Raw genomic sequence first — 23018 nt, forward strand, 5'->3', positions numbered from 1 at the left:
TTAGGGTGACGAGCGCGACCCGGCTGTATGTTGTTGCCACACAGGCTCGACGGCCCAACGGAGGTGCCATCCATGACCGGTCGAGTTCGCGGCGGCCGGGTGGCCCGGGGCGGCCGATTGGGCAAGCTGGCCGCCGGACAAGCCCTGCGCGGAGCGGGAACCCGATTGCAGATGATCGGCCGCACCGAGGAGGCCCGGCGCATCCTCGCCGAACGGTCCACATTGCAGGCGGCGCAACAGCTGGTTACCGTCCTCGGCGGGATGAAGGGCGCGGCGATGAAGCTGGGCCAGATGCTGTCGGTGCTCGAGGTGGACCTGATCCCGGAGGCGCATCGGGAGATGTTCCGCGCCAAGCTCGCCGAACTGCGCGACCGCGCCCCCGCCGTGGATTTCGCCGCCATGCGCAAGGTCATCGAGGACGATCTCGGTCCGTTGTCACGCGTCTTCGCCGATTTCGACGAGACCCCGGTGGCGGCCGCCTCCATCGGGCAGGTCTACCGCGCCACCCTGCACGACGGGCGCACCGTGGCGGTGAAGGCCAAATATCCGGGCGTCGACGACGCCGTCGCCGCGGACATGCGCAATCTCGAATTCTTCAGCAGGCTCTGGAAATCCGCGCTACCCAGCGCCGCCGACGGCGGCGTCCGCGACGAGATCGCCCGCAATATCGGCACCGAACTCGACTACGTGCGCGAGGCCCGCACCCAGCACCGCGTCGCCGCCCGCTTCCGCGGCCACCCCTACATCCTGGTCCCCGACAGCATCGAAGAACTCTGCGCGCCAAACGTTCTTGTCACCGAGTTCATCGACGGCTCCCCCTTCGAGCACATCCGCACCCTGCCCGCCGCCGACCGCGACCGCATCGGCGAACTCATCTACCGCTTCTACATCACCCGCCTGTTCACCGACGCAGAGTTCTGCGGCGACCCCCACCCCGGCAATATGCTGCTCGCCTCCGACGGCCGCATCGGCTTCGTCGATTTCGGCCTCTACCACCGGATGGACCCGCGGCACGTCGAATTCGAACGCACCGCCCTGCGCGCCGCCGCCGAGAACCGCCCCCAGGACCTGTACGACCTGTGGACCAACCGCGGCATCATCGCCCCCGCCGCGGGCGTCACTCCCCAGGAGTGCTTCGAATACATGTGGGCCGCGGCCGGATGGCACCTCCTCGACGAGGAGATCACCATCACCCCCGAACTCGCCACGGCCGCCGTCGTCCACGCCGTCGACCCCCGCTCGGCCGACTTCCGCGGCATGCGCCGCCAGCTTCTGCCACCCGAGCACGTCTTCTCCCGCCGCGCCGACCTGCTCACCTTCGCGGCGCTCGGCCAACTCGGAGCGACCGGCAACTGGCACCGGATCGCCCGAGAATGGCTCTACGACGAACCGCCGGTCACCGAGATCGGCCGCCGTTCGCGCCTTCTCGCATGACCGTCCGGAAGCCGAGGTGGCAGGTGGCCGTGTCCTCGGTCTGGCCTTGCCGGGCCGCCGGTCGATACCGGAGGCAGTAGTTGGGGGCGCACAGGAACGAGCCGCCCTTGGTGACGCGGCGCGGAAAGCGTTCCGCTGTATCGGATTCCGCGACCACGGGATTGGCGGGCGCGCAGCAGGAGGCGGGGGCGGGACGCCGGTGGTCGGCGGTGAAGAGGTCGCTGGTCCATTCCCAGACGTTGCCGGTCATGTCCGACAGGCCGTAGCCGTTGGGCGGATAGGTGCCGATGGCGGTGGTGCCGGGCTGGTCGGATTGTCCACGGGCGGGGAGGAATTCCCACGGGAAGCGGCCCGCCCAGGTGTTGGCCATGCGACGGCCGCGCGGCTCGAATTCGTCACCCCAGGCGTAGGTGGCCGCGTCGAGGCCGCCGCGCGCGGCGAATTCCCATTCGACCTCCGTCGGCAGCGATCTGCCCGCCCAGGTCGCGTAGGCAGTGGCGTCCTCGTGGGCGATCTGGGTGACCGGATGACGGTCCAGGCCGTCGAGGGTGCTGCCCGGGCCGCGCGGTTGCCGCCACGACGCTCCGGGCACGTATGCCCACCACTGCCGGTAGTCGTCGAGGCGGACCGGTCCGGTGGTGCGCTGGAAGACCAACCCCCCGGGGACGAGGTCGGCGGGATCTGCGCCCGGGAAATCGGCTGGGTCCAAAGGTCTTTCGGCGACCGTCACGTAGCCGGTCGCCTTCACGAAGCGGCGGAACTCGGCATTGGTGACCGGGTGTTCGTCGATCCAGAACGGCTCGACGGTCACGGTGTGGACCGGTCGCTCCTCGGGGAAGAAGTCCTCCGATCCCATGACGAAGCTGCCGCCCGGCACCCGCGCCATGCCCTTGAGTCCGAGCTCGGGCGTGGTCATCGTTCGTCGAAGCCCGCCGAAGGGCCGCGACGGCGGTCGGTGCGGTGGGATAGTCGCTCGGAGAAGGTCTCGGTCCAGGCCATCGACTCGGTCTCGTCGGTGATCTTCGCGCGACGGCGGGTCGCCGACGGGGACGTCGACGGCCGGCGCTTCGAGCCGCCCGGGCGCGCCTGGAACGCCAAAACCCGAACTCCCCAGGCCACGTATGCCGCCACGCTCATCCCCGCGCATTCGGCGGCATCGCTGAGGGTGAGCCAGTCGTCATCCCCGACGCTCACCACGATGTCCCTGCTTGCCATGACTGAACGGTAGTCCGATCGGGTCTCCGTCGCCGGTAAACCCGGGTCCAATGCCGTGTCAGGAGTGTCAGGAGCCGTATCAGGTCGGCATCAGGCCGATATCAGGCGCCGGGTCGACAGTTCTCCTCATGAACAGCACAGCAATCGCGGCCTCGGGGCTGCGGAAGGCATACGGGGACAAGACGATCCTCGACGGCATCGATCTGACCATCGCGACCGGCAGCATCTTCTCGCTGCTCGGACCGAACGGGGCGGGCAAGACGACCACGGTCAACGTGCTGACCACCCTGCTGCGGGCCGACGGGGGGACGGCCCGCGTCGCCGGATACGACATCGCCACCGAGACCCGCGCGGTGCGGTCGGCGATCGGGGTCACCGGTCAGTTCGCGGCGGTCGACGACCTGCTCACCGGCGAGGAGAACCTGCGGCTCATGGCGGACCTGCACCGCCTGCGCGGCAGCGAGAGCAAGCGGGTGGTCGCCGGTCTGCTCGAGCGGTTCGAGCTGACCGAATCGGCGCGCAAACCGGCCTCGACCTACTCCGGCGGCATGCGCCGCAAACTGGACCTGGCCATGACCCTGGTGACCAAGCCGGACATCGTCTTCCTCGACGAGCCGACCACCGGACTGGACCCGCGCAGCCGCCGCACCATGTGGGAGATCGTGCGCGAGTTGACCGCCGACGGCGTCACCATCTTCCTCACCACCCAGTACCTCGAGGAAGCCGACCAGCTGGCCGACCGGATCGCGGTGCTCGACGGCGGCCGCATCGTCGCCGAGGGCACGCCCGACGACCTCAAGCGCCGGGTGCCGGGCAGCTACCTGCAGCTCCGGTTCCGCGACAACGCGCAACTGGAAGCGGCCGCGCGGATCCTGCCCGACGGCACCGCCGACCACGAGGCCCTCACCCTCCAGGTGCCGGGCGACGGCGGGTCGAATGCCCTGCGCGCCTTGCTGAACCGGCTCGCCGACCACTCGGTCGAGGCCACCGACGTTTCCATCCACACCCCCGATCTCGACGACGTTTTCCTTGCCCTGACCGGGCACGCCACCACGGAGGCCGACGCAGCATGAGCACCATCGTTTCCACCGAATCCACCGCGACCGACCGCACCGGCGGCACCGGCGGCCTGACCGCCTCGCTCGGCGACTCCGCGATCATGTTGCGCCGCAACTTCAAACACATCGCCCGCAACCCCGTCGCCATCTTCAATGCCGCGCTGATGCCGGTGATGATGCTGCTGATCTTCGTCTACGTGTTCGGCAGCGCCTTCAATGTCGGCGAGGACTACATCAACTACGCGACACCCGGCATGATTCTGCTGGCCATCAGCTACGGACTCTCCGGCACCGCGGTGTCGGTCAGCTCGGACATGGCCAAGGGCATCATCAACCGGTTCAAGGTCATGGACGTCTCCCGCGGCGCGGTGCTGACCGGGCACGTGGTGGCGACCATGCTGACCAACCTGATCGCCATCGCCGCCGTGCTCGGCGTGGCCCTCGCCCTGGGCTTCCGGTCCCCGGCCTCGGCCACCGAATGGCTGGGCGCGATCGGCGTCATGGTGGCCACCTCGTTCGCGGCCTCCTGGCTGACCGTCGCGCTGGGCATGGCGGCCAAGACCCCGGAGTCGGCGGGCATGTCGGTGGTGCCGCTGATCATGCTGCCCTTCGTCAGCAGCGCGATCGTCCCGGCCGACCAGATGGGCCAGGGCGTGCGGCAGTTCGCCCAGTACCAGCCCTTCACCCCGATCATCGAGGCCCTGCGCGGCTTCCTGACCGGTCACCCGTCGGGCGGCTACACCGCCGCCGCGCTGGCCTGGTGCGCCGGGTTCGCCATCGTCGGATACCTGTGGTCGCGAGCCACTTTCAGCAAGCGAGCGTGACCCGGGCCAGCTCGTGCCAGTCCGCCCGCGCCCCCTCCCCCGCCGCCTCGGTGAAGCCGTCTTCACCGAGGCGGCTTCGTGTCGTCTGCTCGATGCGGGCCACATCCGGATGCGAGCGGTCGGCCAGGCCGCGCACCGCGTCACCGGCCGCCAGCAGCCGCACGGCCTGTTCGGCCTGGCCGTCGCGCAGGGCCAGATCGGCGATGCCGACGATGATCCGGGCCAGCAGGGGCGCGTGCCCGCCGGCGGTCGCCGCCTGAAAAGCCGCGGCGCGTTCGGTTCTGGCGGCGACGATGTCCTCGGCCAGATAGCCGCGCAGATCGTGGATCAGGGCGCTCATGAAGGGCTGGCCCACGTCCTCACCCAACATCGAGGTCGCGAACGCGATCTGGCGCACGGTCTCCGCGCCTTCGCCCTTCCAGCGGGCCAATTCCGCTCGGGCCAAAGCGAGTTCGGCCAGACCGCTCGGCCACGCCGCTTGATCCGCGTACCGCTGCGCCTCGGTCAGCGCTACCGCGCTCGCATCGAAATCGCCGAGCAACCAGTACAACTGGGCCTGCCGTGACCGCATCCGGACGGCGTCCTCGATCGCGCCGACCTCGGTGGCAGCGGCCACCGCCTGCTCGAAATACGCGCACGCGCGGCCGAATTCACCGCGCATGGCGATCCGGTCGGCCAGCTCGGTCAGCGCGAACGACATGCCCCAACGCTCACCGATGGCCCGGAACTCGGCCAGCGCCAACTCCAGCTGCTCGTCGGCCTGCTCCCCGTCCTGACCGAGCACGACCCGCAGCTTGCCGGTCTGCAATCGGGCCAGGGCCCGCACCCACGGGTCCGCGTCGTCGAGCAGCGCTTCGAAGGCGGGCAGGAACTCGTCGGGCCCCTTCAACATTCGTTCCAGGGCGGCGAGGAAGGCCAGGGCCGGATGGCTGGCCTGGATGCCCTGGCTGACCTCGCTCGCCTTGTGGATCCACTCCTCCACCTGACGCTGGTCGCCGGGGCCGGAGGTCACGAAGTGCACGACCAACCCGTACACGGTGGCCCGCGTCTCGGCGTCGACCGTCTCGCCGGGCAGAGCCGCGGCGGCGCTCACCAGTTCCAGGCCCTCGGCCTTGTGGCCGCTGAGCCACCAGTACCAGCCCGCGGCGGCGGCCAGGCCCAGCGCGCCGGGCGCGTCCTCGGCGGCGAGGGCGCCGCGCATGGCGGCGGCGATGTTGTCGTACTCGGCGTCCAGAACCGCCAGCCATTGCACCTGTTCGGCGCGGCGCAGATGCGGTTCCGCGGTCGCGGCCAGTGCCGTGAAGCAGGCGAGATGCGCGCGGCGCGCGGCGTCGGACTCCCCCGCTTCGACGAGACGATCGCGGGCGTACTGCTTGATGGTGTCGAGCATGCGGTAGCGCGGCTCGTCGTCACCGGCGGTGCGCAGCAAGGACTTCTCGGTCAGCGTGGTCAGCAGTTCGAGCACCTCCCACTGCTCGACCGTCGCGTCCGCACCGAACTCGGCGGCCGCGCACACCTGTTCGGCCGCTTCGAGAGTCGCGCCGCCGGAGAACACGGCCAAGCGGCGCAAGACCTTTCGCTCGGCGTCGGTGAGCAGCTCCCAGCTCCAGTCGAACACCGCGCGCAGGGTGCGGTGCTGCGGGATCGCGGTGCGGCTGCCGCCGGTCAGCAGCCGGAAGCGGTCGTCGAGACGATCGGCCAGCTGCTCGAGGGACATGGTGCGCAGGCGCGCGGCGGCCAGTTCGATGGCCAGCGGGATCCCGTCCAGCGCCCGGCACACCCGGGCCATGGTCGCCAGGGTGCGGGCATCGGTCGCGAGATCCTTGCGGACCGCGCTCGCCCGATCACGCAACAGCTGGACGGCCGGGGAGGATTCGATCGCGGCGGCGGCCGCGTTCCCGGCGGGCAGGGCCAGCGGCTCGACCTGCCAGAGCGCCTCACCCGTGATGCCCAGGGGCTCACGGCTGGTCGCGAGGATGCGCAACCGCCGGCACTCGCCGAGCATGCGGTGCGCGAAGGCGGCCGCGGCCTCGATGACATGCTCGCAGTTGTCGAGGATCAGCAGCATGTCGCGGTCGCGGACGGCCGCGATGAGCCGGTCGACGGGTTCCGCGTTGGGCGCGCCGCCGAGCAGCGCGTCGCGCAGACCGAGCGCGGCCAGCGCTGATTGGGCGAGATCGCCGCCCACGCCCGCCGACGCCAGCTCCACCAGCCACGCGCCGTCCGGCAGCTCGGCGAGCATGGCCCGCCCGGTCTCGGTGGCCAGCCGGGTCTTACCGGAACCACCGGGACCGGTCAGCGTGGTGAGCCGATGCGCCGCAACGAGTTCCCGCACAGCGTCGAGGTCCGTCTGCTTGCCGACGAAGCTGGTCAGCTCGGCGCGCAGATTGGTGCGGCGGTCCTCCTCACGCTGTGCGCCCACCTCGCCGCGCAGCAGCGCGACATGCAGCGCGGACAGTTCCGGCGAAGGGTCCACGCCCAGCTCGTCGGCGAGAGCCTCGCGGGTGCGCTGGTAGACGGTCAACGCCTCCGCGCCCCGGCCCGCTGCTGCCAGCGCGCGCATCAGGGCACCGGCGAGGCGCTCCCGCACCGGGTTTCGATCCACCAGCTCGGTCAGCTCGGCGACCAGGCCCGCGCCGCGACCGAGCCGGACCTCGGTCTCGTAGAGATCCTCGGCGGCGGCCAGGCGCAGGCCGTCGAAGCGGGTGATCGCGGCGTCGACGGCCGCGTTCTCCTGCGCGGCGAGGTCCTGCAGGGGCACGCCCCGCCACAGTTCCAGGGCCTCGCGCAGGGCCTGCGCCTGCTGGGCCTCCGCGCCGCCGCGGGCCGTCTCCAGCAGCTGTTCGAAGCGGACCGCGTCCACCGCGCGGGGCGTCACGGCCAACCGGTAGCCGCCGGGCTGCACGTCGATCACGCCGTCCGGCAGCACCTTTCGCAGCCGGGACACCAGCGCCTGCAAGGCGTTCGCCGCGTCGGCGGGCGGCTGTTCGCCCCAGATCCAGTCGACCAGCGTGGTTTTCGCGACCGCGCGGCCGGGTTCGAGGGCCAGCGCGATCAACAAGGCCCGCAACCGGACACCCGGCACGTCCAGGGATCCACCGTCCTCGGTTCGGATCTCGAGCGGTCCAAGCATCCTGATCTGCACCGGACCATTGTGCCGTCAACCCCCGACCGGGGCAGAACCTGTATCAGCGGCCGTGTCAGGGCAGCGTCAGCCCGCTGTCAGCGCGGGCGATCAGAGTTACTCCCATCAGCCCGGTACCACCCCGGAATCGCATCCAAAGGAGCACGTCATGACCGCCTTCGAGACCCTCTCCCCCATCACCGTCGCCGTCGCCGTGGCCGCCGGGAACGTCACCGTCACCGCCGCCGACCGCACCGAGACCGTCGTCGACGTCCGGCCCGCGAACCCCGCCAAGAAGGAGGACGTGCGCGCCGCGGAACAGGTCCAGGTCGACTTCACCGACGGCGTCCTCACCGTGAAGACCCCCACCGGCTGGCGCGCCCACAACCCGTTCACCACCGTCGGGACCATCGTGGTCACCATCGCCGTCCCCACGGGCTCCCGCCTCACCGGCACGGTCGGACTGGGCAACCTGTACGGCACCGGCGGCCTCGGCGACTGCGAACTCGAGGTGTCCGCCGGCGACATCACCGTCGAACGCCCCCAGGGCTCGGTGACCGCGAAGGTCGCCAAGGGCGACATCCACATCACCGAGGCCGCCCGCGGCGTCCTGCGCCTGGAGACCTCCATGGGCGACCTCACCGTCGGCATCAAGCCCGGCAGCGCCGCCCAGCTGGAGTCCAACACCAAGTCCGGCTCGGTCCAGAACCGCCTGGCCGCCGTCGACCAGCCGCAGGACCTCGTCCAGGTGTACGCCCACACCTCCTTCGGCAACGTCAGCATCGGCCAGTCCGCCGCCTGACCCTTCCGACCACGTTGACCGGCCCGGTCGCCGCCCCGCGGCGCCGGGCCGAACGCGTGTCCGTACGGAAGTCCCGGCCACCAGCGGGCGCGGTAGCGGTCCGAAAGGGCGGCGGTATCGTGGCGATCGTGGATGGTGGTATCGCCGAGGTCGGGTCGCCCGACGTGGGTCAGGTGCGGGAATGGCTGGCCGAGGCGGAGCGGAATCCCGCGGGCCTGCCGGACGCGGGATACCTCGCGCTGCTGGAGACCGACGGCCCCGAACTGGACCGGCTGGGGGAACTCGCGGACGCGGTGCGGAAGCAGAGCGTCGGCGACGCGGTTACCTATGTCGTGAATCGGAACCTGGACACGGCCGCGGTGTCGGGCTCGGCCGCGCGGGATCGGCTGGCCGCCCTCGTCGCCGAAGCGTACGAGCTCGGCGCTACCGAGATCTGCATGCAGGGCCCGCTGCCCGCCGACAGTGATGACGACTATCTGTCGCTGGTCTCGGCCGTCACCGGCAGCGCACCTCTGCATCTGCACGCCTTCCGGCCCGAGGAGCTGCTCGACGGGGCAGCGCGGCTGGGAGTGCCATTGGACGAATTCCTGATGCGGGCCAAGGCTTCCGGGCTGGGATCGGTGCCCGGCACCGGTGCTCGGATTCTCGACGACGACGTTCGTGCCCGGCTCAAGGGCGGGCCGGATCTGCCGGTGAGCGAATGGGTTCGGGTGATCGAGGCCGCGCATCGCGCGGGGCTGACCTCGACCGCGACCATGGTGTACGGGCATATCGAGACGCCGGCGCAGCAGCTCGCGCACATGCGGCTGCTCGCCGAGATCCAGGACCGCACCGGCGGCTTCACCGAATTCATCGCCATGCCCATGGATCCCGTGACCGCGGCGGCCGGATACCGCACGCCCGAGGTGCCGGAACGCCTGCGGCGGCAGTCCCGGGCCGTGCACGCGGTCGCACGACTGCTGTTGCACGGGCGGATCGACAATATTCAGGCGGCCTGGCCGCGGCTAGGTGTGTCGGCGGCGGTCGAGCTGCTGAACTGCGGCGCCAACGATTTCGGCGGACTGCTGCTCGACGGACGGCTCGCGCCGGAATCGGGTCCCGAGGCGGGACTGACCCTCACCGTCGACGATGTCGAGCGGATCGCCGGCGAGCTGGGCCGCACCCTGCGGCAGCGCACCACCCAGTACGGCTGGATCTGACGCCATGGCTTCGAATTTCGCCGCGGCACCTGCCCCGCAAGAGGTCGACGTCCTGATCGTCGGCGCCGGGTTCGCCGGTATCGGCATGGGCATCCAGCTGGCCCGCCGGGGCCGGGAATCGTTCGTGATCATCGAACAGGCCGAAGATGTGGGCGGCACCTGGCGCGATAACCGCTATCCCGGTGTGGCCTGCGATATTCCGGCGCACCTGTACTCGTTCTCGTTCCTGCCGAACCCGCGCTGGTCGCGAGTGTTCGCCGAGGGCGCGGAGATTCACGACTACCTGCGCTCCTGCGTGAAGCAGGAAGCCCTCGAACCGTATCTGCGGCTGAATTGCGCACTGGAACAGGCGGAATGGCTCGAGGCCGAAGAGCGCTGGCGGGTCCGCACCTCACAGGGCGAGTTCTCGGCGGCGAATCTGGTCATCGCGACCGGGCGGCTGACCGAACCCAAGATCCCGCCGATCGCGAATCTCACCGAATTCCGGGGCCGCCGTTGGCATTCGGCGCGCTGGAATCCGAAGGTCTCCCTGGTCGGCAAGCGGGTCGGACTGGTGGGCACGGGCGCGTCCGCGGTGCAGATCCTGCCGCGGCTGGCGGGCGAGGCCAGTGAGGTCGTGGTCTTCCAGCGCTCCGCCCCCTACGTGCTGCCGCGCGGGGACCGCTTCTACACCCCCGACGAACTGGCCGGATTCGCCGCCGACCCGCGGTCCATCACCGCGCTGCGGGACGAGCTGTTCGCCGAGGCGGAGCTCAGCATCGCCGCGCGCCGCCGCCGGCACCCGGAGATCGACCTGCTCAGCCGCCGCGCGCTCGACCATCTGGCCGGGCAGGTCCGCGATCCGGAACTGCGGCGGCGGCTCACCCCGGATTACGAGATCGGCTGCAAGCGAATCCTGTTCTCCGACGAGTACTACGCGGCCCTGCAACAGGACAATGTGCGGCTGGAGTCGACCGAGCTGACCCACATCAGCGACGGGCGGGCCATCGCGGCCAGCGGCGCCTCCTACGACCCCGAGGTGCTGGTCTTCGCCACCGGCTTCAACGCCACCCGGCCCTCCATCGCCAAGCACATCCGCGGCCGCGGCGCCCGGCTGCTGGCCGAGCGCTGGAGCAACGGCATGGTCGCGCACGCCTCCACGACCGTGGACGGCTTCCCGAACATGTACGTCCTGGACGGGCCGAACGCGGCGCTGGGCCACAACTCGGCCATCTACGTGATCGAAACCCAGATCGATTACGTGCTCAGCGCTTTCGACCACCTGGCCGCGGTGCCGGAAACCGTCCTCGAGGTCACGCCCGAGGCGGTCGAATCCTCCATGGCCGATATCGAGAACCGCGCCCGCGACACCGTCTGGACCCAGGGCCGGTGCACCAGTTGGTATCGCGACGAGCAGACCGGCCGGGTCACCCTGCTGTGGCCGGACTCGGCGGAATCGTTCCGGGCGTCCAACGGGGCCTTCGACATCAACGCCTATCGGTGACTCGGCCGCGGGGCTCGCGGGCCGCGACCCGGCGGCGGGCGTAGCCGAGAGCGGGCAGCGGCGCGCCGAGCCCGTGCAGGAAGACGCTGCCCAGCAAGGTGATCACCATGGCGGTCAGCGCCAGCTCCGCGTCGGACTCCTGCAGTTTGTTGAAGGCCAGCAGCCCGAACACGATCGAGGTGGTGCCGCGCGGGCCGAGCCAGGCGATGAGCAGATCCTCGACGCGGGTGAGCCGGGCGCCGGTCAGCGCCAGCATCACCGGAACCATCCGGACCACCGTGAGCACGGCCAGGCAGAACAGCAACAGCCGCCACGGCACCCCGCCCCACAGGGTGAACACCGCGACCACGCCGAACACGAACCACATCATGATGGTGAGCAGGAACCCGACATCGTCGATGAGTTCCAGTTCGCCCTGATGCCGCTCCTCGTCACGGACCCGCTGGAAGACCAGACCGCAGACGAACGCCGCCACGAAGCCGTTGCCGTCGATGCCCACCGACAGCGCGTAGGAACCCAGCGGGGCCGCGACCAGAATCACCCGCTTGGCCTGCGCGGTCATCAGTCCCGCGGCGTCGGCGCGATTGACCAGGAAGGCCAGCGCCGCACCGCAGGCCGCACCCACCAGGATCGCCTTCGCGGCGGCCGGGAAGGCGGTGCCGAGCGCGGTCACCGGCGAATGCTGCTGTGTGATGTCACCGGCCAGGATCAGCGCGAAAATAATGATCGGCGAGACGATTCCGTCGTTGTATCCGCTCTCGCTGTTGAGGATATTGCGCACCCGCACCGGAATCCGCTTGTCGCGCAGGATGGCCGCGGCGGGCGCGAAGTCGATGGGCACCACCACGCAGGCGACGACCAACATCACCGCCCAGTGGTAACCGGGCAGCAACCACATTCCCAACCCGACGGCGGCGGCCAGGGACAGCGGCAGCGCGATCAGCAGCAGCCGGAGCGTCGCCCCCGGATTGCGGCCGAGCAGGCCGCCGCGCACCTCCGTCGCGTCCACGAACAACAGCACGGCCAGCACGATTTCCGCGAAATGCAAGGCGACATCGGTGTTCAGCGTGCCCGCGATGCTGTCCCGCACGGTCAGGCCCACCACCAGTCCGGTGCTGACCGCGACCATCGGCGGACTGATGCGCCAGCGGTCGAGCCGGGTGGCCAACAACGCCCAGACGATCAGTGCGACGGCGATCGCGGCCATGGTGGCAATCATTCAGCCATCTTGGCAGACGAAGCCGGGCAATTCGTGTGCGCGGCCGCTCGCCCGCCGATGGTTTCGTGGGCGGTGGCCGATGGTTTCATGGGCGGTGGACCGCGGCTGCGGGTCGAGCAGCCGTGCCGAGACCCCGTGGAGCCTGCCCGTGGAATTGCGCCAGTTGCGGTACTTCGTGACCGTCGCCGAGGAACTGCACTTCGGCCGAGCCGCCGAGCGCCTGCACATCGCGCAACCCGCCGTCAGCCAGCAGGTGCGGCGGCTGGAACGCGACCTGCGGGTGCAGCTGCTGGACCGCTCGCCGCGGAAGGTGCTGCTCACCGAGGCCGGACAGCGTTTCCTGCCCGCGGCCCGGGCCGTGCTGGCCGCCGCGGATCAGGCGCGGGCGTCGGTCGCGGATCTGGCGGGCGGCCGGGCGGAGGTCTTCCGGCTCGGGACGGTGACCGGGCTCGCCGAACGACTGGACGCGGTCCTGGACACCTTCGCCGAGCAGGCGCCCGGGGTGCGGGTGGAACTGGTGGCGCTGCCCGTGCGTGACCGGCTGGCACAGGTGGCCGACGGCAGCCTGGACGCGGCCTTCGTCCGCTCCCCCGCGCCCGGCGAGACCCCGGACCTGGACTTCCTACCCGCCTGGGACGATCCGCTGGTGGTGGCATTGTCCGCCAAACACGCACTGGCGAAACAGGATTCGGTGCGACTGGCCGATCTGGCCGCGGTGCCGCTGCGGCTGACCGAGCGACGCAATCACCCGGCCCTGGTGGATCTGGTGCTGACCGCGTGCGCGCGAGCCGGATTCGAACCGGTACCCGCACCCTCGTCGACCACTTTGCAGGACACCCTCGCCGCCATCGGCGCGGGCTCGCCCATGTGGACGGTGGTGTACGCGTCCAATGCCCGGCAGGTGCACAACCCACGGGTCACGTTCCTGCCCATCGCCGATCCGGGGATGAGCCTGCCCATCGCGTTGGCCGTGCGGGCGGATGCGGCCTCGCCGAATCTGCGCCTGCTGGGCGCGCTGCTGGCGGGCGCGGGGCGATAAGGATCGCTTATCGCTGCGCGCACGAGCCGGCCATTGGTCGGCGTCGGGAGATCCGGTGAACTGTTCTCAGTCCCAATGGATTTCACGAAAGAGAGAACATCATGCCGATCGTCACCGTGCAGCAGGGTCCCCGCACCGTCGAGCTGAAGCGGGATCTGGTGCGCCGCATCACCGACGCGTTCGTGGACGCGTATCAGATTCCGGCCGAGGCCGTGCAGGTCTGGATCCACGAGACCCCCGCGGACAGCTGGGGCGCCGCCGGTCGCCTGACCGCGGACGGCAAGTAGCGGTGAACCGGCGGGTCGCTGGAATCGGACCCCGCGGTCCTAATCGACTGCGGCACACCTGAACCGACCCGCCGGTACCGCGAGATGTCGGACCCGTGACAACCTGGCATCGACTGCACATACTCGCAGGTAGACCCCAATTTCAGTGATACAACGGCAGCATGACGGAGGTTGTCGGCCCCAAGCTCGTACCCACACCCGCGGGTCACTCGGTCGAATTCTGGGGCTATTGCATGTGGGGCCTGGCCGCGCTGGCCATTGCCGTATCGGAACTGGCATCGGTGTTCGGCCTGGCGAGTTGGCCCACCATCTCGAACACGGTCGGCCATCTCGAGACCCAGCATTCGATCGTGCGGGTGGTCGTGGTGACGGTGATCGTGCTGCTCGCCTATTACGCGGTCCCGCAACTGACCACCCCGCCCGAACCCGTCGTACAGCAGGTGGCGGGACGCACCATCACCGTGAACGGCCGTGTCACCAAGACGGATTCGGTGATCACGCTGCTGGGCGCGGGCTATCTCACGGCAGCCTTCGCGACCTACGCCTTCGGCGTGCTGTTCGCCGTCACCGACCGCGGCATGAACCCGCACTCCTACCTGGGCGCGTACGTGCTCTACGGACTGATCGCCCTGATGTGGGTCATCGTGCCCAGTGTGCTGGCCATGGTCTTCACCCGAGATGTCCCGTTCCCCACGCTGTTTCGCACCATCGGCTACCTGGAGCGACGCGCGCACCCGGTCGCCGCGCTCCTGCTCGCCGGACTCGTGGTGCTGCTGATCCACCTGGCCTTCTACCCCTGGCCGCGCGTGCAGAGCTGATCGTGGACGGCGTGAAAACCATTGTCAGCGAATTATTTACGCCCCCGTAGGAGTAGGAAGGCCGCATAGGCCGCGCCCGAGAGACCGATCACCGCGACGACACCGATGGTTGTCAGGATTGCGTCCACCCTCTCGATTTTATGGACCCGGCGGGTCACGCATGCCCGATCGCGGGAAAAGGCGTATGCAGGAGTTATGGGTCGCCATCCGCAGCGGACCCCCCTCTATGGGGCGTTGATGCTGGTCGGGGTCATGCTCACCGGACTCTGGGTCCGGGACTGGCCCTGGCTGTGGCTGCGGGCGCTGGGTTTCATCGCGTTGTTCGTGATCGCCTTCGCCGGGTTCCTCATGACCTTCCGAGATCTCTCATGACCAGGTCGGAGCACATTTCCGGCAATCCGGTCGAATCGAACGTATCGCAAACATTGCACACATAGCGATTTATGCATATGGTCTTGTTCGAGCGGCAACGGAGGAGGGTTATGAGCGACCACGGGCATTCACACGGACACGATCACGCCGGGCATTCGCACGGCGCGACCGCCGACAGCGACAAACGCTGGCTGGCCGGCGCGCTCGCCGTCATCGTCGTGTTCCTGCTCGGCGAGGTCGTCGTCGGCCTGGTCGCCCAATCGCTGGCCCTGCTCTCCGACGCCGCGCACATGCTCACCGACGCCGCCTCGATCGTGCTGGCGCTGTGGGCCATCCGCCTGGCGGCCCGGCCCGCCGCGGGCCGCATGACCTACGGCTGGAAACGCGCCGAGATCCTCTCCGCCCAGGCCAACGGCCTCACCCTGCTGGGGCTCGCGGGCTGGCTCACCTACGAGGCCATCCGCCGCCTCATCGACCCGCCCGACGTCACCGGCGGCCTGGTGCTGGTCACCGCGCTGGCGGGAATCGTGGTGAATGTGCTGGCCAGTTGGATGATCAGCAAGGCCAACCGCACCAGCCTCAATGTCGAGGGCGCGTACCAGCACATCCTCAACGACCTGTTCGCCTTCATCGCCACCGCGGTCGCCGGTCTGATCATCATGCTCACCGGCTTCGCCCGCGCCGACGGCATCGCCACCCTGATCGTGGTGGTGCTCATGGTGAAGGCCGGCGTGGGCCTGGTCCGCGCCTCCGGCCGCATCTTCCTCGAGGCCGCGCCCGCCTACCTCGACCCGGTCGAGATCGGCGCCGAGATGGCCGCGGTCGACTCCGTGATCGAGGTGCACGACCTGCACGTCTGGGAGATCACCTCGGGCACCCCGTCCCTGTCGGCGCACATCCTGGTCGCCGAGGACGCGGACAGTCAGGCGGTGCGGGCCGCGGTCGCCCACATGCTGGCCGAGAAGCATCACATCGACCACAGCGTGCTGCAGGTCGACTACACCGACCACGCGGAATGCCCCGACGACGACCACGACCACGTCCCGCACTGCCAGGACGCGCACGGCCCGGTGCACCGCAAGACCATTGCGACGAACTGAGATCCGGCCCGCGGATCAGACACCGACTGAACGCAGGCCCGCCAGCCGGGCCAGCGCCTCGGCGGTCGGCGACCCCGGCGCGGCGGTGTAGACCACCAGCAGCTGATCCGGATCGGCGGGCAGCGCCAAGGTCTCGTAGCCGAGTTCGAGGCGGCCCACCTCCGGATGCTGGATCAGCTTGGCGCCGCGCGTCTTCTCCTTGACCGGATGCGACTCCCACAGCCGCCGGAAGTCCGGGCTGCGCTCGGACAGCTCCGCGACCAGAGTGGCGAGGCGCGGGTCGTCGGGGTGCAGGCCCGCGTCGCGGCGCAGGAACGCGACCGTCTCACCGGCCACCGTCTCCCACTCCGGGTAATAGGTCGGCGCGGCGGGTTCCAGGAACAGGTAGCGGGCCTGATTGCGCTCCTCCGCCGGAACCCGGGAGAAGCCGGACACCGAGTCGCCCAGGGCATTCCAGGCCAGCACATCCATCCGCCTGCCCAGCACGAAAGCCGGTGCGGTGAGCGCGTCGAGCACCAGCCGGACACCCGGATGGACGGCGTCGCTGTACACGCCCGACGCCGTGGTGGGATGCGCGTCGACGGTGCCGCCCGGCCGGGCCAGCGCGTACAGGTGCAGCCGCTCCGGATCGGTGAGCCGCAGCGCCCGGGCCACCGCGTCCAGCACGGCGTCCGAAACATGTTTGCCGCGACCCTGTTCCAGCCGGATGTAGTAGTCGACGCTCACCCCGGCCAGCTGCGCCACCTCCTCGCGGCGCAGGCCCGGGACCCGGCGGCGGCCGTATTCACGCAGCCCGGCGTCGCCCGGCTGGATACGGGAGCGGCGGGAGCGCAGGAAGTCACCGAGGTCGTTCTGCATGGGATCCAGCGTACGAACCCATCCTGGTACCGGCAGACCCAGGAAAAGCGCAACCCTCGTTGCGCGCTGGAAACGCTCGCAGGATGAGGACATGACTTACGAGAACCTGTCCGGCCGCACCGCCGTCATCGTCGGAGCCGCCAGCGGCATGGGCGAGGCAACCGCCCTGCTGCTCGCCCGCAACGGGGCCCGCGTCGCCCTGCTGGCCCGCCGCGCCGACCGCCTGGAAACCCTGGCCGCCAAGATCGAGGCCGACGGCGGGACCGCGCTGGCCGTCACCGTCGACGTCACCGACTCGGCGAGCGTGACCGCCGCGGCCGCCGCCGTGCACGCCGCCTTCGGCCCCGCCGACCTGGTCGTGAACTCGGCGGGCGTGATGCTGCCCAACCCGATCACCGAGGGCCGCGAGGACGAGTGGACCCGCATGCTCGAGACCAATGTCGCGGGCCGCCTGCGCGTCATCCGCGCCTTCCTGCCCGACCTGCTCGCCGCCGCCGACGCGGGCCGCCCCGCCGACCTGGTGAACATCTCCTCCATCGGCGCGCACGTCACCTTCCCCGCCTACTCGGTGTACGGGGCCACCCAGGCCGCCATCACCCAGCTCTCCGCCACCCTGCGCACCGAACTCGGCGCCCGCAAGGTCCGCGTCACCAATATCGAGCCCGGTCTCACCGACACCGAACTCGGCACCCACATCGACAATCCGGAGATCAGCGGCCAGCTCGACGGCATGTTCGGGCTCATCGACGCCCTCGGCGCCGCCGATATCGCCGACCTGATCGCCTACACCACCAGCCGGCCGGCGCATGTGAATCTCCGCCAGGTCATCGTGCTCCCGACCCAGCAGGCGTGAACCCCCGACGGCAGCTGCCGCGCGGCGAAATCAGCCGCGCGGCAGCACTTTTCGAGCTCGTTCGGGACCGCCGTCAGCGCCAGACGGCCGCCGTGTTGTTGAGGACGGTGGCGTCGCCGTAGCCGACCAGTTGGCCGATGGGGAGCATGCCGAGGCGGCCGTGGTGGTCGAGTTCGCCGTCGCCGCGCCAGCAGCCGATCTCGCCGGTGCGGAACATCCGGTCGCCCGGATCCCCGAACGGGTCGGCGACCAGGCGCTCGCCGGTGGGGGCGGCGCGGCGGTGGTAGCCACGGGCCAATCCCGCACCGGCGACATAGATTTCACCGATCACACCGGGCGGGAGCGGGTTCAGCTTCTCGTCCAGGATGTAGCAGCGGGTGCCGACCACCGGGCCGCCGATCGAGACCGCCACGTGCGGCGCGACCGGGGTCAGGGGGCGGCTCACGGTGGCGTGCAGGCCGGTCTCGGCCCAGCCGTAGCCGCTCACGAACGACCGTCCGGCCGACCAGATTCCGGTCAGCTTGGCGGGGCAGGCCGCCCCCGTGGTAGCCAGCAGCCGCAGGTCCGGGAGCGGTTCCGCGCCGGGCAGGGTGGCCAGGATGTACGGGGTCAGCACGGCGTGGGTGATCCGGGCGTCCCGCATGAGTTCGTACAGGTCCGCACCCGCGTACGGCCCGGCCGGAGCGAGCACCAGGGTGGCCCCGGAGGCCAAGGCCAGCAACAGTTCCCAGACGGCGGTGTCACGACCCGGGGTGGCGGCGGCCAGCACCCGGGCGTCGGGATCGGTGTCGCAGCGCTGCGCCTGGGTCACCACGAGATGGGCGAGCGCGGCGTGGGTCATGGTCGCGCCCCGCACCACACCGCTCGATTCCAGCGGGTAGACGAGGTAGGCGGGATTCCGCAGGTGCAGCGGGCGGACCCGCTCGGCATCGGTGATCGGGCCGGCGAGCGGCGCCGCCCACACCCCGGCCGGGCCGGGCGCGCTCTCACCGCTGGTCCGGCGCAGCGGCGCGTCGGCGCCCTCGGCCACCAGTTCCCGGGCCCGCGCGTCGAGCACCTCCAGCGCGTCCTCACCATCCCCGTCCAAGGAGGTGATCGGACCGATGCTCAGCCACGGACCGGTGCCCGACGCGGGGAGCGAGTCCCGCCGGTAATCGGCCGTAATCCCCGCGACCGCACCGGAATCCGCGAGGATCGGGGCGATCCGGGTGATCGGCGCGTCCGGGTCGACCGCGAGGAAGGCGGCCCCGGCATGGGCCACCGCGCACACCGCCACCACCCATTCCGGCGACCGCGGCAGCGCCACCGCCACCACGTCCTCGGGGCCGATGCCCGCACCGATCAGCTTGCGCGCCAATCTGTTCGCGTGCGCGTCCAGTTCGCGATAGCTGAGGGTCAGGCCCCCGCACACCACGGCCGGGGCCTCCGGATCGTAGGAGGCGGCCCGGGTCAGCAGACGGGGCAGGGTCAGCGCGACGGCCGTGCTGGTGTCGTTCCAGCGCCGTAGTTGCCGTTGCCAGTCGTAGGGCGAGTCGATGGACTCGGCGGTGCGACGGGCGAAAGCCGGTGCGGCATCGCAAACATCCGGAGAATCGGCGAGCATTGTCCCTCCCGAAGTCGAGACCTGCGGATTGCGCCGGAGCGCGGCGGTTTCGCGCTCCCGCTGCGGACAGTACAGCACCGAGGCAGCAAGTCCGCTGCTATTCCTTTCGTGCCGCAAATGGACGCACGATCAGGCGTTTTATGGACATCCGATCAGGCCGCTGCCGCGCCGGCGCCCGGAGCTGTGATCCAGCCCCGAACCGCGAACGCGGCGGCCGTCCGGAGACGACCGCCGCGTTCGACGTGCGGGAAGCTAGGTGGAGGCCTTCTCGGTCTCCTGCACCGTGTGCTGGCCCGAACCCCAGCCCACATGGGCCTCCGCGCGCATGCGCTCGACCATGTGCGGGTAGTGCAGCTCGAAAGCCGGTCGCTCCGAACGGATTCGGGGCAGCTCGTAGAAGTTGTGCCGGGGCGGCGGGCAGGACGTCGCCCATTCGAGCGAGTTACCGTAGCCCCACGGGTCGTCCACCGTCACGACCTCGCCGTAGCGGTAGGACTTGAAGACGTTCCAGACGAACGGCACCATCGACGCGCCGAGAATGAACGAGCCGATGGTGGAGACGGTGTTCAGCGTGGTGAAACCGTCGCTCGGCAGGTAGTCGGCGTAGCGGCGCGGCATACCCATATTGCCCAGCCAGTGCTGCACCAGGAACGTCAGGTGGAAACCGATGAACGTGGTCCAGAAATGCCACTTGCCCAGACGCTCGTCCAGCATGCGGCCCGACATCTTCGGGAACCAGAAGTAGATGCCCGCGAAGGTCGCGAAGGCGATGGTGCCGAAGAGCACGTAGTGGAAGTGCGCCACCACGAAATAGGTGTCGGAGACATGGAAGTCCAGCGGCGGGCTCGCCAGGATGACACCCGACAGACCGCCGAAGAGGAACGTCACGATGAAGCCGAGCGACCACAGCATGGGTGTCTCGAACGTGAGCTGACCTCGCCACATGGTGCCGATCCAGTTGAAGAACTTCACACCGGTCGGAACCGCGATGAGGAAGGTCATGAACGAGAAGTACGGCAGCAGCACCGCGCCCGTGGCGTACATGTGATGCGCCCACACCGCGATCGAGAGCGCCGCGATGGCGATGGTCGCGTACACCAGGGTGGTGTAACCGAAGATCGGCTTGCGGCTGAAGACCGGGTAGATCTCCGACACGATGCCGAAGAACGGCAGCGCGATGATGTACACCTCGGGATGGCCGAAGTACCAGAACAGGTGCTGCCACAGCAGATTGCCGCCATTGGCCGGGTCGTAGATGTGGCCGTGCAGGTGCCGGTCGTAGAACAGGGCCAGCGCGGCCGAGGTCAGGATCGGGAAGGCCAGCAGGATCAGCAGACTCGTGATGGCGATGTTCCAGGTGAAGATCGGCATCCGGAACATGGTCATGCCGGGACAGCGCAGGCACACCACCGTGGTGATGAAGTTGACGCCACCCAGGATGGTGCCCAGACCGGAGACGGCGACACCCAGGATCCACAGGTCACCGCCCACGCCGGGCGCGTGCACGATGTCCGACAGCGGGGTGTAGGCGGTCCAGCCGAAGTCGGCCGCGCCGCCGGGGGTGAGGAAACCCGCGGTCGCCATGCTGGCGCCGAACAGGTACAGCCAGTAGCTCAGCGCGTTCAGTCGCGGGAAGGCGACATCGGGCGCGCCGATCTGTAGCGGCACAATGATATTCGCGAAGGCGAACACCACGGCGGTGGCGTAGAACAGCAGCATGATGGTGCCGTGCATGGTGAACAGCTGGTTGAACTGTTCCGGGGACAGGAACTGCATGCCGGGCCGCGCCAGCTCACCGCGCATGAGCAGCGCCATCAGACCGCCGATCAGGAAGAACGAGATCGACGTGAACAAGTACATCTGACCGAGCATCTTGGGGTCGGTCGTGGTGACCAATTGATAGATGAACGATCCTTTGGAGCGCTTCCGGGGCGGGTAGGGCCGGACCGCCTCGAGGTCCTGTTCGGGCTTTGGAGATACCGCAGTCACCACATCCTCCTCGGGAGGGTTCCGTCCAGCTCTACCAATCGGGGCACATAGAACGGCGCACAGCGTACCGACAGCTATTAGATCTTCGCCGAAAACACTCCGGTCGGCACGGATAGCGGTCGAAATGCACGATACTGCAGGGCAACCGTGATGCTCACAGCGGCCGCCACCCAGGTTTGGCATGTTGTTCACCAGCGATTCACGCCTCGACATCATCAAAAGCTCATATGGCGCGGTCCAATATCAGTGTTATGTCTCGATCGCTGCGCAACCGCGTACTCACCGTCACCGTGGTCGGCAGCCTCGGCCTCCTGCTCGCCGTGGGGTCGGCCACCACCGCCAATGGCGAACCCCGGGCAGTCATCCAGGGGCGCGGCGAGGTGACCGCGCACGTCACCGGCGAGAAGCCGAACAACAAGTGCCAGATCGCGGGACACGACGTGAGCGGGCCGTGGGGGGTCGTCGGGGCCGACGGGACGGTGGACCTCACCCTCGGCGCGGCGTATCGCGGCGGCAAACGACTACGGGTGATCTGCGAGGACCCCAAACGCGGTGACGCCAGCCTGCACACCGTGAAGTCGGACCGCGTCGCCTTCGACGGGCTGCTCTCCCCGATCCGCCAGATCATGCACCACCACTTCTTCGGGGCCTGATCGACTCTCGGGGGCTTCGCCCCCGAACCCCCTCGAGATTCGCGGGGCTCAGCCCCGCAACCCTAAAGAGGCGGGTGCCCCGCGCGCGCCGCGGCGACCGCCGCTCGAACCGCGGGCGCGGTCTCGGCCGCGAAATGCTGGGTGGGGCGCTCGCCTTCGGGATCGACGGGGAGCAGGAACTGGCTGATGCCCTGAGTCAGGGCGAGGTCGGTGAGCTGGGGCGGGCTCATGGTGGGGTCGATGACGTAGGCGCGGCGGATCAGGGCGGGGATACGGCCGGATGATCGGGCGGCGTCGTCGATGGCGGCCATGCGGGCCGGGAGGGTGACAGGCGGGGCGTACGCGGCGCTGCCGAGCCAGCCGTCGGCGAGTTCACCGGTCAGGCGGAGCGCGCGGGGACCGTAGACGCCGAGCCAGATGCCGATCGGATGTGCCGGGAGCGGGCCGGGTTTCGCGCCGCGCAGCGGGTAGAAGTCGCCGGGGAGGCGGGAGCGGTCGGCCTCGCCCCAGAGCGCGCGCAGCACGCCGATGGCCTCGCGCAGCGCGCTCAGGGCCTGGCCCGGGGTGCGGCGCGCGCCGCCCATGGCCTCGATGGCGTCCCAGAACGCGCCCGCGCCCAGACCCAGTTCGACGCGGCCCGCGCTGAGCAGGTCCAGGCTGGCGGCGCTGCGGGCCAGCACCGCGGGCTGGCGCAACGGCAGATTGGCGACCGCGGGCATCAGGGTCAGGGTGCGGGTGACGCCGGCCAGATAGGACAGCAGGGTCCAGGTGTCGAGGAAGGCGGGCTGATACGGATGATCCTGGACGGCCAGCACTTCCAGCCCGGAGTCGTCGGCCTGCCGGACCAGGCGCAGCAGGGCACGCCCGCGCGCCGCATCGGGCGGGACGAAGATGCCGAACCTGAGCTCATGCCCGTAATCCGCCATAGCAATTATCAAGCTACCGCGCGGGCCCGGGGTGCGGGCGATATCGGGCCGATTCGGCGCGTCCGGCGAAGATATCCGTTCCATATCGTGATCGAGCGGAAACCCAACTCCACAGTCGTTGCCGGACAACGCAATACAATCGAATCCGAAAGGGCGTGCGCG

At 69.6% G+C, this 23018-nt stretch carries 20 protein-coding genes and 1 pseudogene; 13 read left to right on the forward strand and 8 right to left on the reverse strand.

The window, feature by feature from the left end:
• Positions 1-72 precede the first annotated feature (72 nt).
• Complete coding sequence (locus ACWEOI_RS01770) at positions 73-1434, forward strand: ABC1 kinase family protein (protein ID WP_452358699.1); 1362 nt, start codon at positions 73-75, stop codon at positions 1432-1434.
• Here ACWEOI_RS01770 and ACWEOI_RS01775 read toward each other — a convergent pair.
• On the reverse strand, positions 1397-2350 hold the full coding sequence (locus tag ACWEOI_RS01775; protein WP_433670550.1) for an SUMF1/EgtB/PvdO family nonheme iron enzyme: 954 nt from the start codon (positions 2348-2350) through the stop codon (positions 1397-1399). The genes ACWEOI_RS01770 and ACWEOI_RS01775 overlap by 38 nt on opposite strands.
• The gene (locus ACWEOI_RS01780) at positions 2347-2649 is read right to left on the reverse strand and encodes a hypothetical protein (protein WP_433670548.1); all 303 of its coding nucleotides are present in this window, start codon (positions 2647-2649) and stop codon (positions 2347-2349) included. Before ACWEOI_RS01780 ends, ACWEOI_RS01775 begins: the two co-directional genes overlap by 4 nt.
• A gap of 128 nt (positions 2650-2777) precedes the next feature.
• On the opposite strand from ACWEOI_RS01780, the gene ACWEOI_RS01785 reads away from it, so the two are divergent.
• Together ACWEOI_RS01785 and ACWEOI_RS01790 are read left to right on the forward strand one after the other, a co-directional pair.
• Entirely contained in the window at positions 2778-3722 is a 945-nt protein-coding gene (locus tag ACWEOI_RS01785; RefSeq protein WP_452358700.1) for an ATP-binding cassette domain-containing protein, read from the forward strand.
• Positions 3719-4531, forward strand: a complete 813-nt coding sequence (locus tag ACWEOI_RS01790; protein ID WP_433670545.1) for an ABC transporter permease — start codon at positions 3719-3721, stop codon at positions 4529-4531. The genes ACWEOI_RS01785 and ACWEOI_RS01790 overlap by 4 nt, the downstream gene beginning before the upstream one ends.
• On the opposite strand, the gene ACWEOI_RS01795 is transcribed toward ACWEOI_RS01790, so the two are convergent.
• A complete protein-coding gene (locus ACWEOI_RS01795; protein ID WP_452358701.1) occupies positions 4515-7676 on the reverse strand; it encodes a BTAD domain-containing putative transcriptional regulator in 3162 nt (1053 codons plus the stop codon). The genes ACWEOI_RS01790 and ACWEOI_RS01795 overlap by 17 nt on opposite strands.
• 148 nt (positions 7677-7824) lie before the next feature.
• Here ACWEOI_RS01795 and ACWEOI_RS01800 point away from each other — a divergent pair, with 148 nt between their 5' ends.
• The 3 genes from ACWEOI_RS01800 to ACWEOI_RS01810 all read left to right on the forward strand — a co-directional run bounded on the left by ACWEOI_RS01800 (position 7825) and on the right by ACWEOI_RS01810 (position 11139).
• Positions 7825-8457: a DUF4097 family beta strand repeat-containing protein gene (locus ACWEOI_RS01800; protein ID WP_433670541.1), complete on the forward strand. Its 633-nt coding sequence runs from the start codon at positions 7825-7827 to the stop codon at positions 8455-8457.
• A 128-nt stretch (positions 8458-8585) separates the two neighbouring features.
• Positions 8586-9656 carry an FO synthase gene (locus ACWEOI_RS01805; protein WP_433670539.1) on the forward strand — a complete coding sequence of 357 codons (1071 nt, stop codon included), beginning with the start codon at positions 8586-8588 and terminating at the stop codon, positions 9654-9656.
• Between the two features lie 4 nt (positions 9657-9660).
• Positions 9661-11139 (forward strand): NAD(P)-binding domain-containing protein, encoded by a 1479-nt coding sequence (locus ACWEOI_RS01810; protein WP_433670538.1) that lies wholly within the window; start codon positions 9661-9663, stop codon positions 11137-11139.
• Here the strand turns inward: ACWEOI_RS01810 and ACWEOI_RS01815 are convergent.
• On the reverse strand, positions 11123-12358 hold the full coding sequence (locus tag ACWEOI_RS01815) for a cation:proton antiporter domain-containing protein (RefSeq protein WP_433670536.1): 1236 nt from the start codon (positions 12356-12358) through the stop codon (positions 11123-11125). The genes ACWEOI_RS01810 and ACWEOI_RS01815 overlap by 17 nt on opposite strands.
• 79 nt (positions 12359-12437) lie before the next feature.
• Between ACWEOI_RS01815 and ACWEOI_RS01820 the strand changes: the two genes are divergently transcribed.
• The 5 genes and pseudogenes from ACWEOI_RS01820 (at position 12438) to ACWEOI_RS01840 (ending at position 15974) form a co-directional block, all read left to right on the forward strand.
• Entirely contained in the window at positions 12438-13397 is a 960-nt protein-coding gene (locus ACWEOI_RS01820; protein WP_452358702.1) for a LysR substrate-binding domain-containing protein, read from the forward strand.
• Between the two features lie 95 nt (positions 13398-13492).
• Positions 13493-13684, forward strand: a pseudogene (gene dmpI / locus ACWEOI_RS01825) (4-oxalocrotonate tautomerase DmpI); the annotation flags it as partial.
• A 161-nt stretch (positions 13685-13845) separates the two neighbouring features.
• Positions 13846-14502, forward strand: a complete 657-nt coding sequence (locus ACWEOI_RS01830; RefSeq protein ID WP_433670532.1) for a hypothetical protein — start codon at positions 13846-13848, stop codon at positions 14500-14502.
• 195 nt (positions 14503-14697) lie between these two features.
• Positions 14698-14874, forward strand: coding sequence for a hypothetical protein (locus ACWEOI_RS01835; protein ID WP_357089339.1), 177 nt, complete (start codon positions 14698-14700; stop codon positions 14872-14874).
• A 110-nt stretch (positions 14875-14984) separates the two neighbouring features.
• The gene (locus tag ACWEOI_RS01840; RefSeq protein WP_452358703.1) at positions 14985-15974 is read left to right on the forward strand and encodes a cation diffusion facilitator family transporter; all 990 of its coding nucleotides are present in this window, start codon (positions 14985-14987) and stop codon (positions 15972-15974) included.
• Between the two features lie 15 nt (positions 15975-15989).
• Here ACWEOI_RS01840 and ACWEOI_RS01845 read toward each other — a convergent pair whose 3' ends face one another.
• On the reverse strand, positions 15990-16832 hold the full coding sequence (locus ACWEOI_RS01845) for an MmyB family transcriptional regulator (protein WP_433670527.1): 843 nt from the start codon (positions 16830-16832) through the stop codon (positions 15990-15992).
• 91 nt (positions 16833-16923) lie between these two features.
• Between ACWEOI_RS01845 and ACWEOI_RS01850 the strand changes: the two genes are divergently transcribed.
• Positions 16924-17685: an SDR family oxidoreductase gene (locus tag ACWEOI_RS01850; RefSeq protein ID WP_452358704.1), complete on the forward strand. Its 762-nt coding sequence runs from the start codon at positions 16924-16926 to the stop codon at positions 17683-17685.
• 73 nt (positions 17686-17758) lie between these two features.
• On the opposite strand, the gene ACWEOI_RS01855 is transcribed toward ACWEOI_RS01850, so the two are convergent.
• Both ACWEOI_RS01855 and ctaD read right to left on the reverse strand, forming a co-directional pair.
• Positions 17759-19288, reverse strand: a complete 1530-nt coding sequence (locus ACWEOI_RS01855) for an AMP-binding protein (protein WP_452358705.1) — start codon at positions 19286-19288, stop codon at positions 17759-17761.
• 252 nt (positions 19289-19540) lie between these two features.
• On the reverse strand, positions 19541-21277 hold the full coding sequence (ctaD, locus tag ACWEOI_RS01860; RefSeq protein ID WP_433670521.1) for an aa3-type cytochrome oxidase subunit I: 1737 nt from the start codon (positions 21275-21277) through the stop codon (positions 19541-19543).
• A 251-nt stretch (positions 21278-21528) separates the two neighbouring features.
• Here ctaD and ACWEOI_RS01865 point away from each other — a divergent pair, with 251 nt between their 5' ends.
• The gene (locus ACWEOI_RS01865; RefSeq protein ID WP_433670519.1) at positions 21529-21930 is read left to right on the forward strand and encodes a hypothetical protein; all 402 of its coding nucleotides are present in this window, start codon (positions 21529-21531) and stop codon (positions 21928-21930) included.
• A gap of 62 nt (positions 21931-21992) precedes the next feature.
• On the opposite strand, the gene ACWEOI_RS01870 is transcribed toward ACWEOI_RS01865, so the two are convergent.
• Positions 21993-22856: an LLM class flavin-dependent oxidoreductase gene (locus tag ACWEOI_RS01870; protein ID WP_452358706.1), complete on the reverse strand. Its 864-nt coding sequence runs from the start codon at positions 22854-22856 to the stop codon at positions 21993-21995.
• Positions 22857-23018: the final 162 nt, after the last annotated feature.

This window comes from Nocardia sp. NPDC004340 (assembly GCF_053602575.1).

Excerpts from the sequence above, each read along its gene's own strand:
- ACWEOI_RS01850 (WP_452358704.1), top strand. The coding sequence starts at position 16,924 with ATGACTTACGAGAACCTGTCCGGCCGCACCGCCGTCATCGTCGGAGCC.
- ACWEOI_RS01845 (WP_433670527.1), bottom strand. The coding sequence starts at position 16,832 with ATGCAGAACGACCTCGGTGACTTCCTGCGCTCCCGCCGCTCCCGTATC.
- ACWEOI_RS01775 (WP_433670550.1), bottom strand. The coding sequence starts at position 2,350 with ATGACCACGCCCGAGCTCGGACTCAAGGGCATGGCGCGGGTGCCGGGC.
- ACWEOI_RS01770 (WP_452358699.1), top strand. The coding sequence starts at position 73 with ATGACCGGTCGAGTTCGCGGCGGCCGGGTGGCCCGGGGCGGCCGATTG.
- ACWEOI_RS01780 (WP_433670548.1), bottom strand. The coding sequence starts at position 2,649 with ATGGCAAGCAGGGACATCGTGGTGAGCGTCGGGGATGACGACTGGCTC.
- ACWEOI_RS01840 (WP_452358703.1), top strand. The coding sequence starts at position 14,985 with ATGAGCGACCACGGGCATTCACACGGACACGATCACGCCGGGCATTCG.
- ACWEOI_RS01855 (WP_452358705.1), bottom strand. The coding sequence starts at position 19,288 with ATGCTCGCCGATTCTCCGGATGTTTGCGATGCCGCACCGGCTTTCGCC.
- ACWEOI_RS01865 (WP_433670519.1), top strand. The coding sequence starts at position 21,529 with ATGTCTCGATCGCTGCGCAACCGCGTACTCACCGTCACCGTGGTCGGC.
- ACWEOI_RS01785 (WP_452358700.1), top strand. The coding sequence starts at position 2,778 with ATGAACAGCACAGCAATCGCGGCCTCGGGGCTGCGGAAGGCATACGGG.
- ACWEOI_RS01835 (WP_357089339.1), top strand. The coding sequence starts at position 14,698 with ATGGGTCGCCATCCGCAGCGGACCCCCCTCTATGGGGCGTTGATGCTG.
- ACWEOI_RS01830 (WP_433670532.1), top strand. The coding sequence starts at position 13,846 with ATGACGGAGGTTGTCGGCCCCAAGCTCGTACCCACACCCGCGGGTCAC.
- ACWEOI_RS01790 (WP_433670545.1), top strand. The coding sequence starts at position 3,719 with ATGAGCACCATCGTTTCCACCGAATCCACCGCGACCGACCGCACCGGC.
- ACWEOI_RS01820 (WP_452358702.1), top strand. The coding sequence starts at position 12,438 with ATGGTTTCATGGGCGGTGGACCGCGGCTGCGGGTCGAGCAGCCGTGCC.
- ACWEOI_RS01815 (WP_433670536.1), bottom strand. The coding sequence starts at position 12,358 with ATGATTGCCACCATGGCCGCGATCGCCGTCGCACTGATCGTCTGGGCG.
- ACWEOI_RS01810 (WP_433670538.1), top strand. The coding sequence starts at position 9,661 with ATGGCTTCGAATTTCGCCGCGGCACCTGCCCCGCAAGAGGTCGACGTC.
- ACWEOI_RS01870 (WP_452358706.1), bottom strand. The coding sequence starts at position 22,856 with ATGGCGGATTACGGGCATGAGCTCAGGTTCGGCATCTTCGTCCCGCCC.
- ACWEOI_RS01800 (WP_433670541.1), top strand. The coding sequence starts at position 7,825 with ATGACCGCCTTCGAGACCCTCTCCCCCATCACCGTCGCCGTCGCCGTG.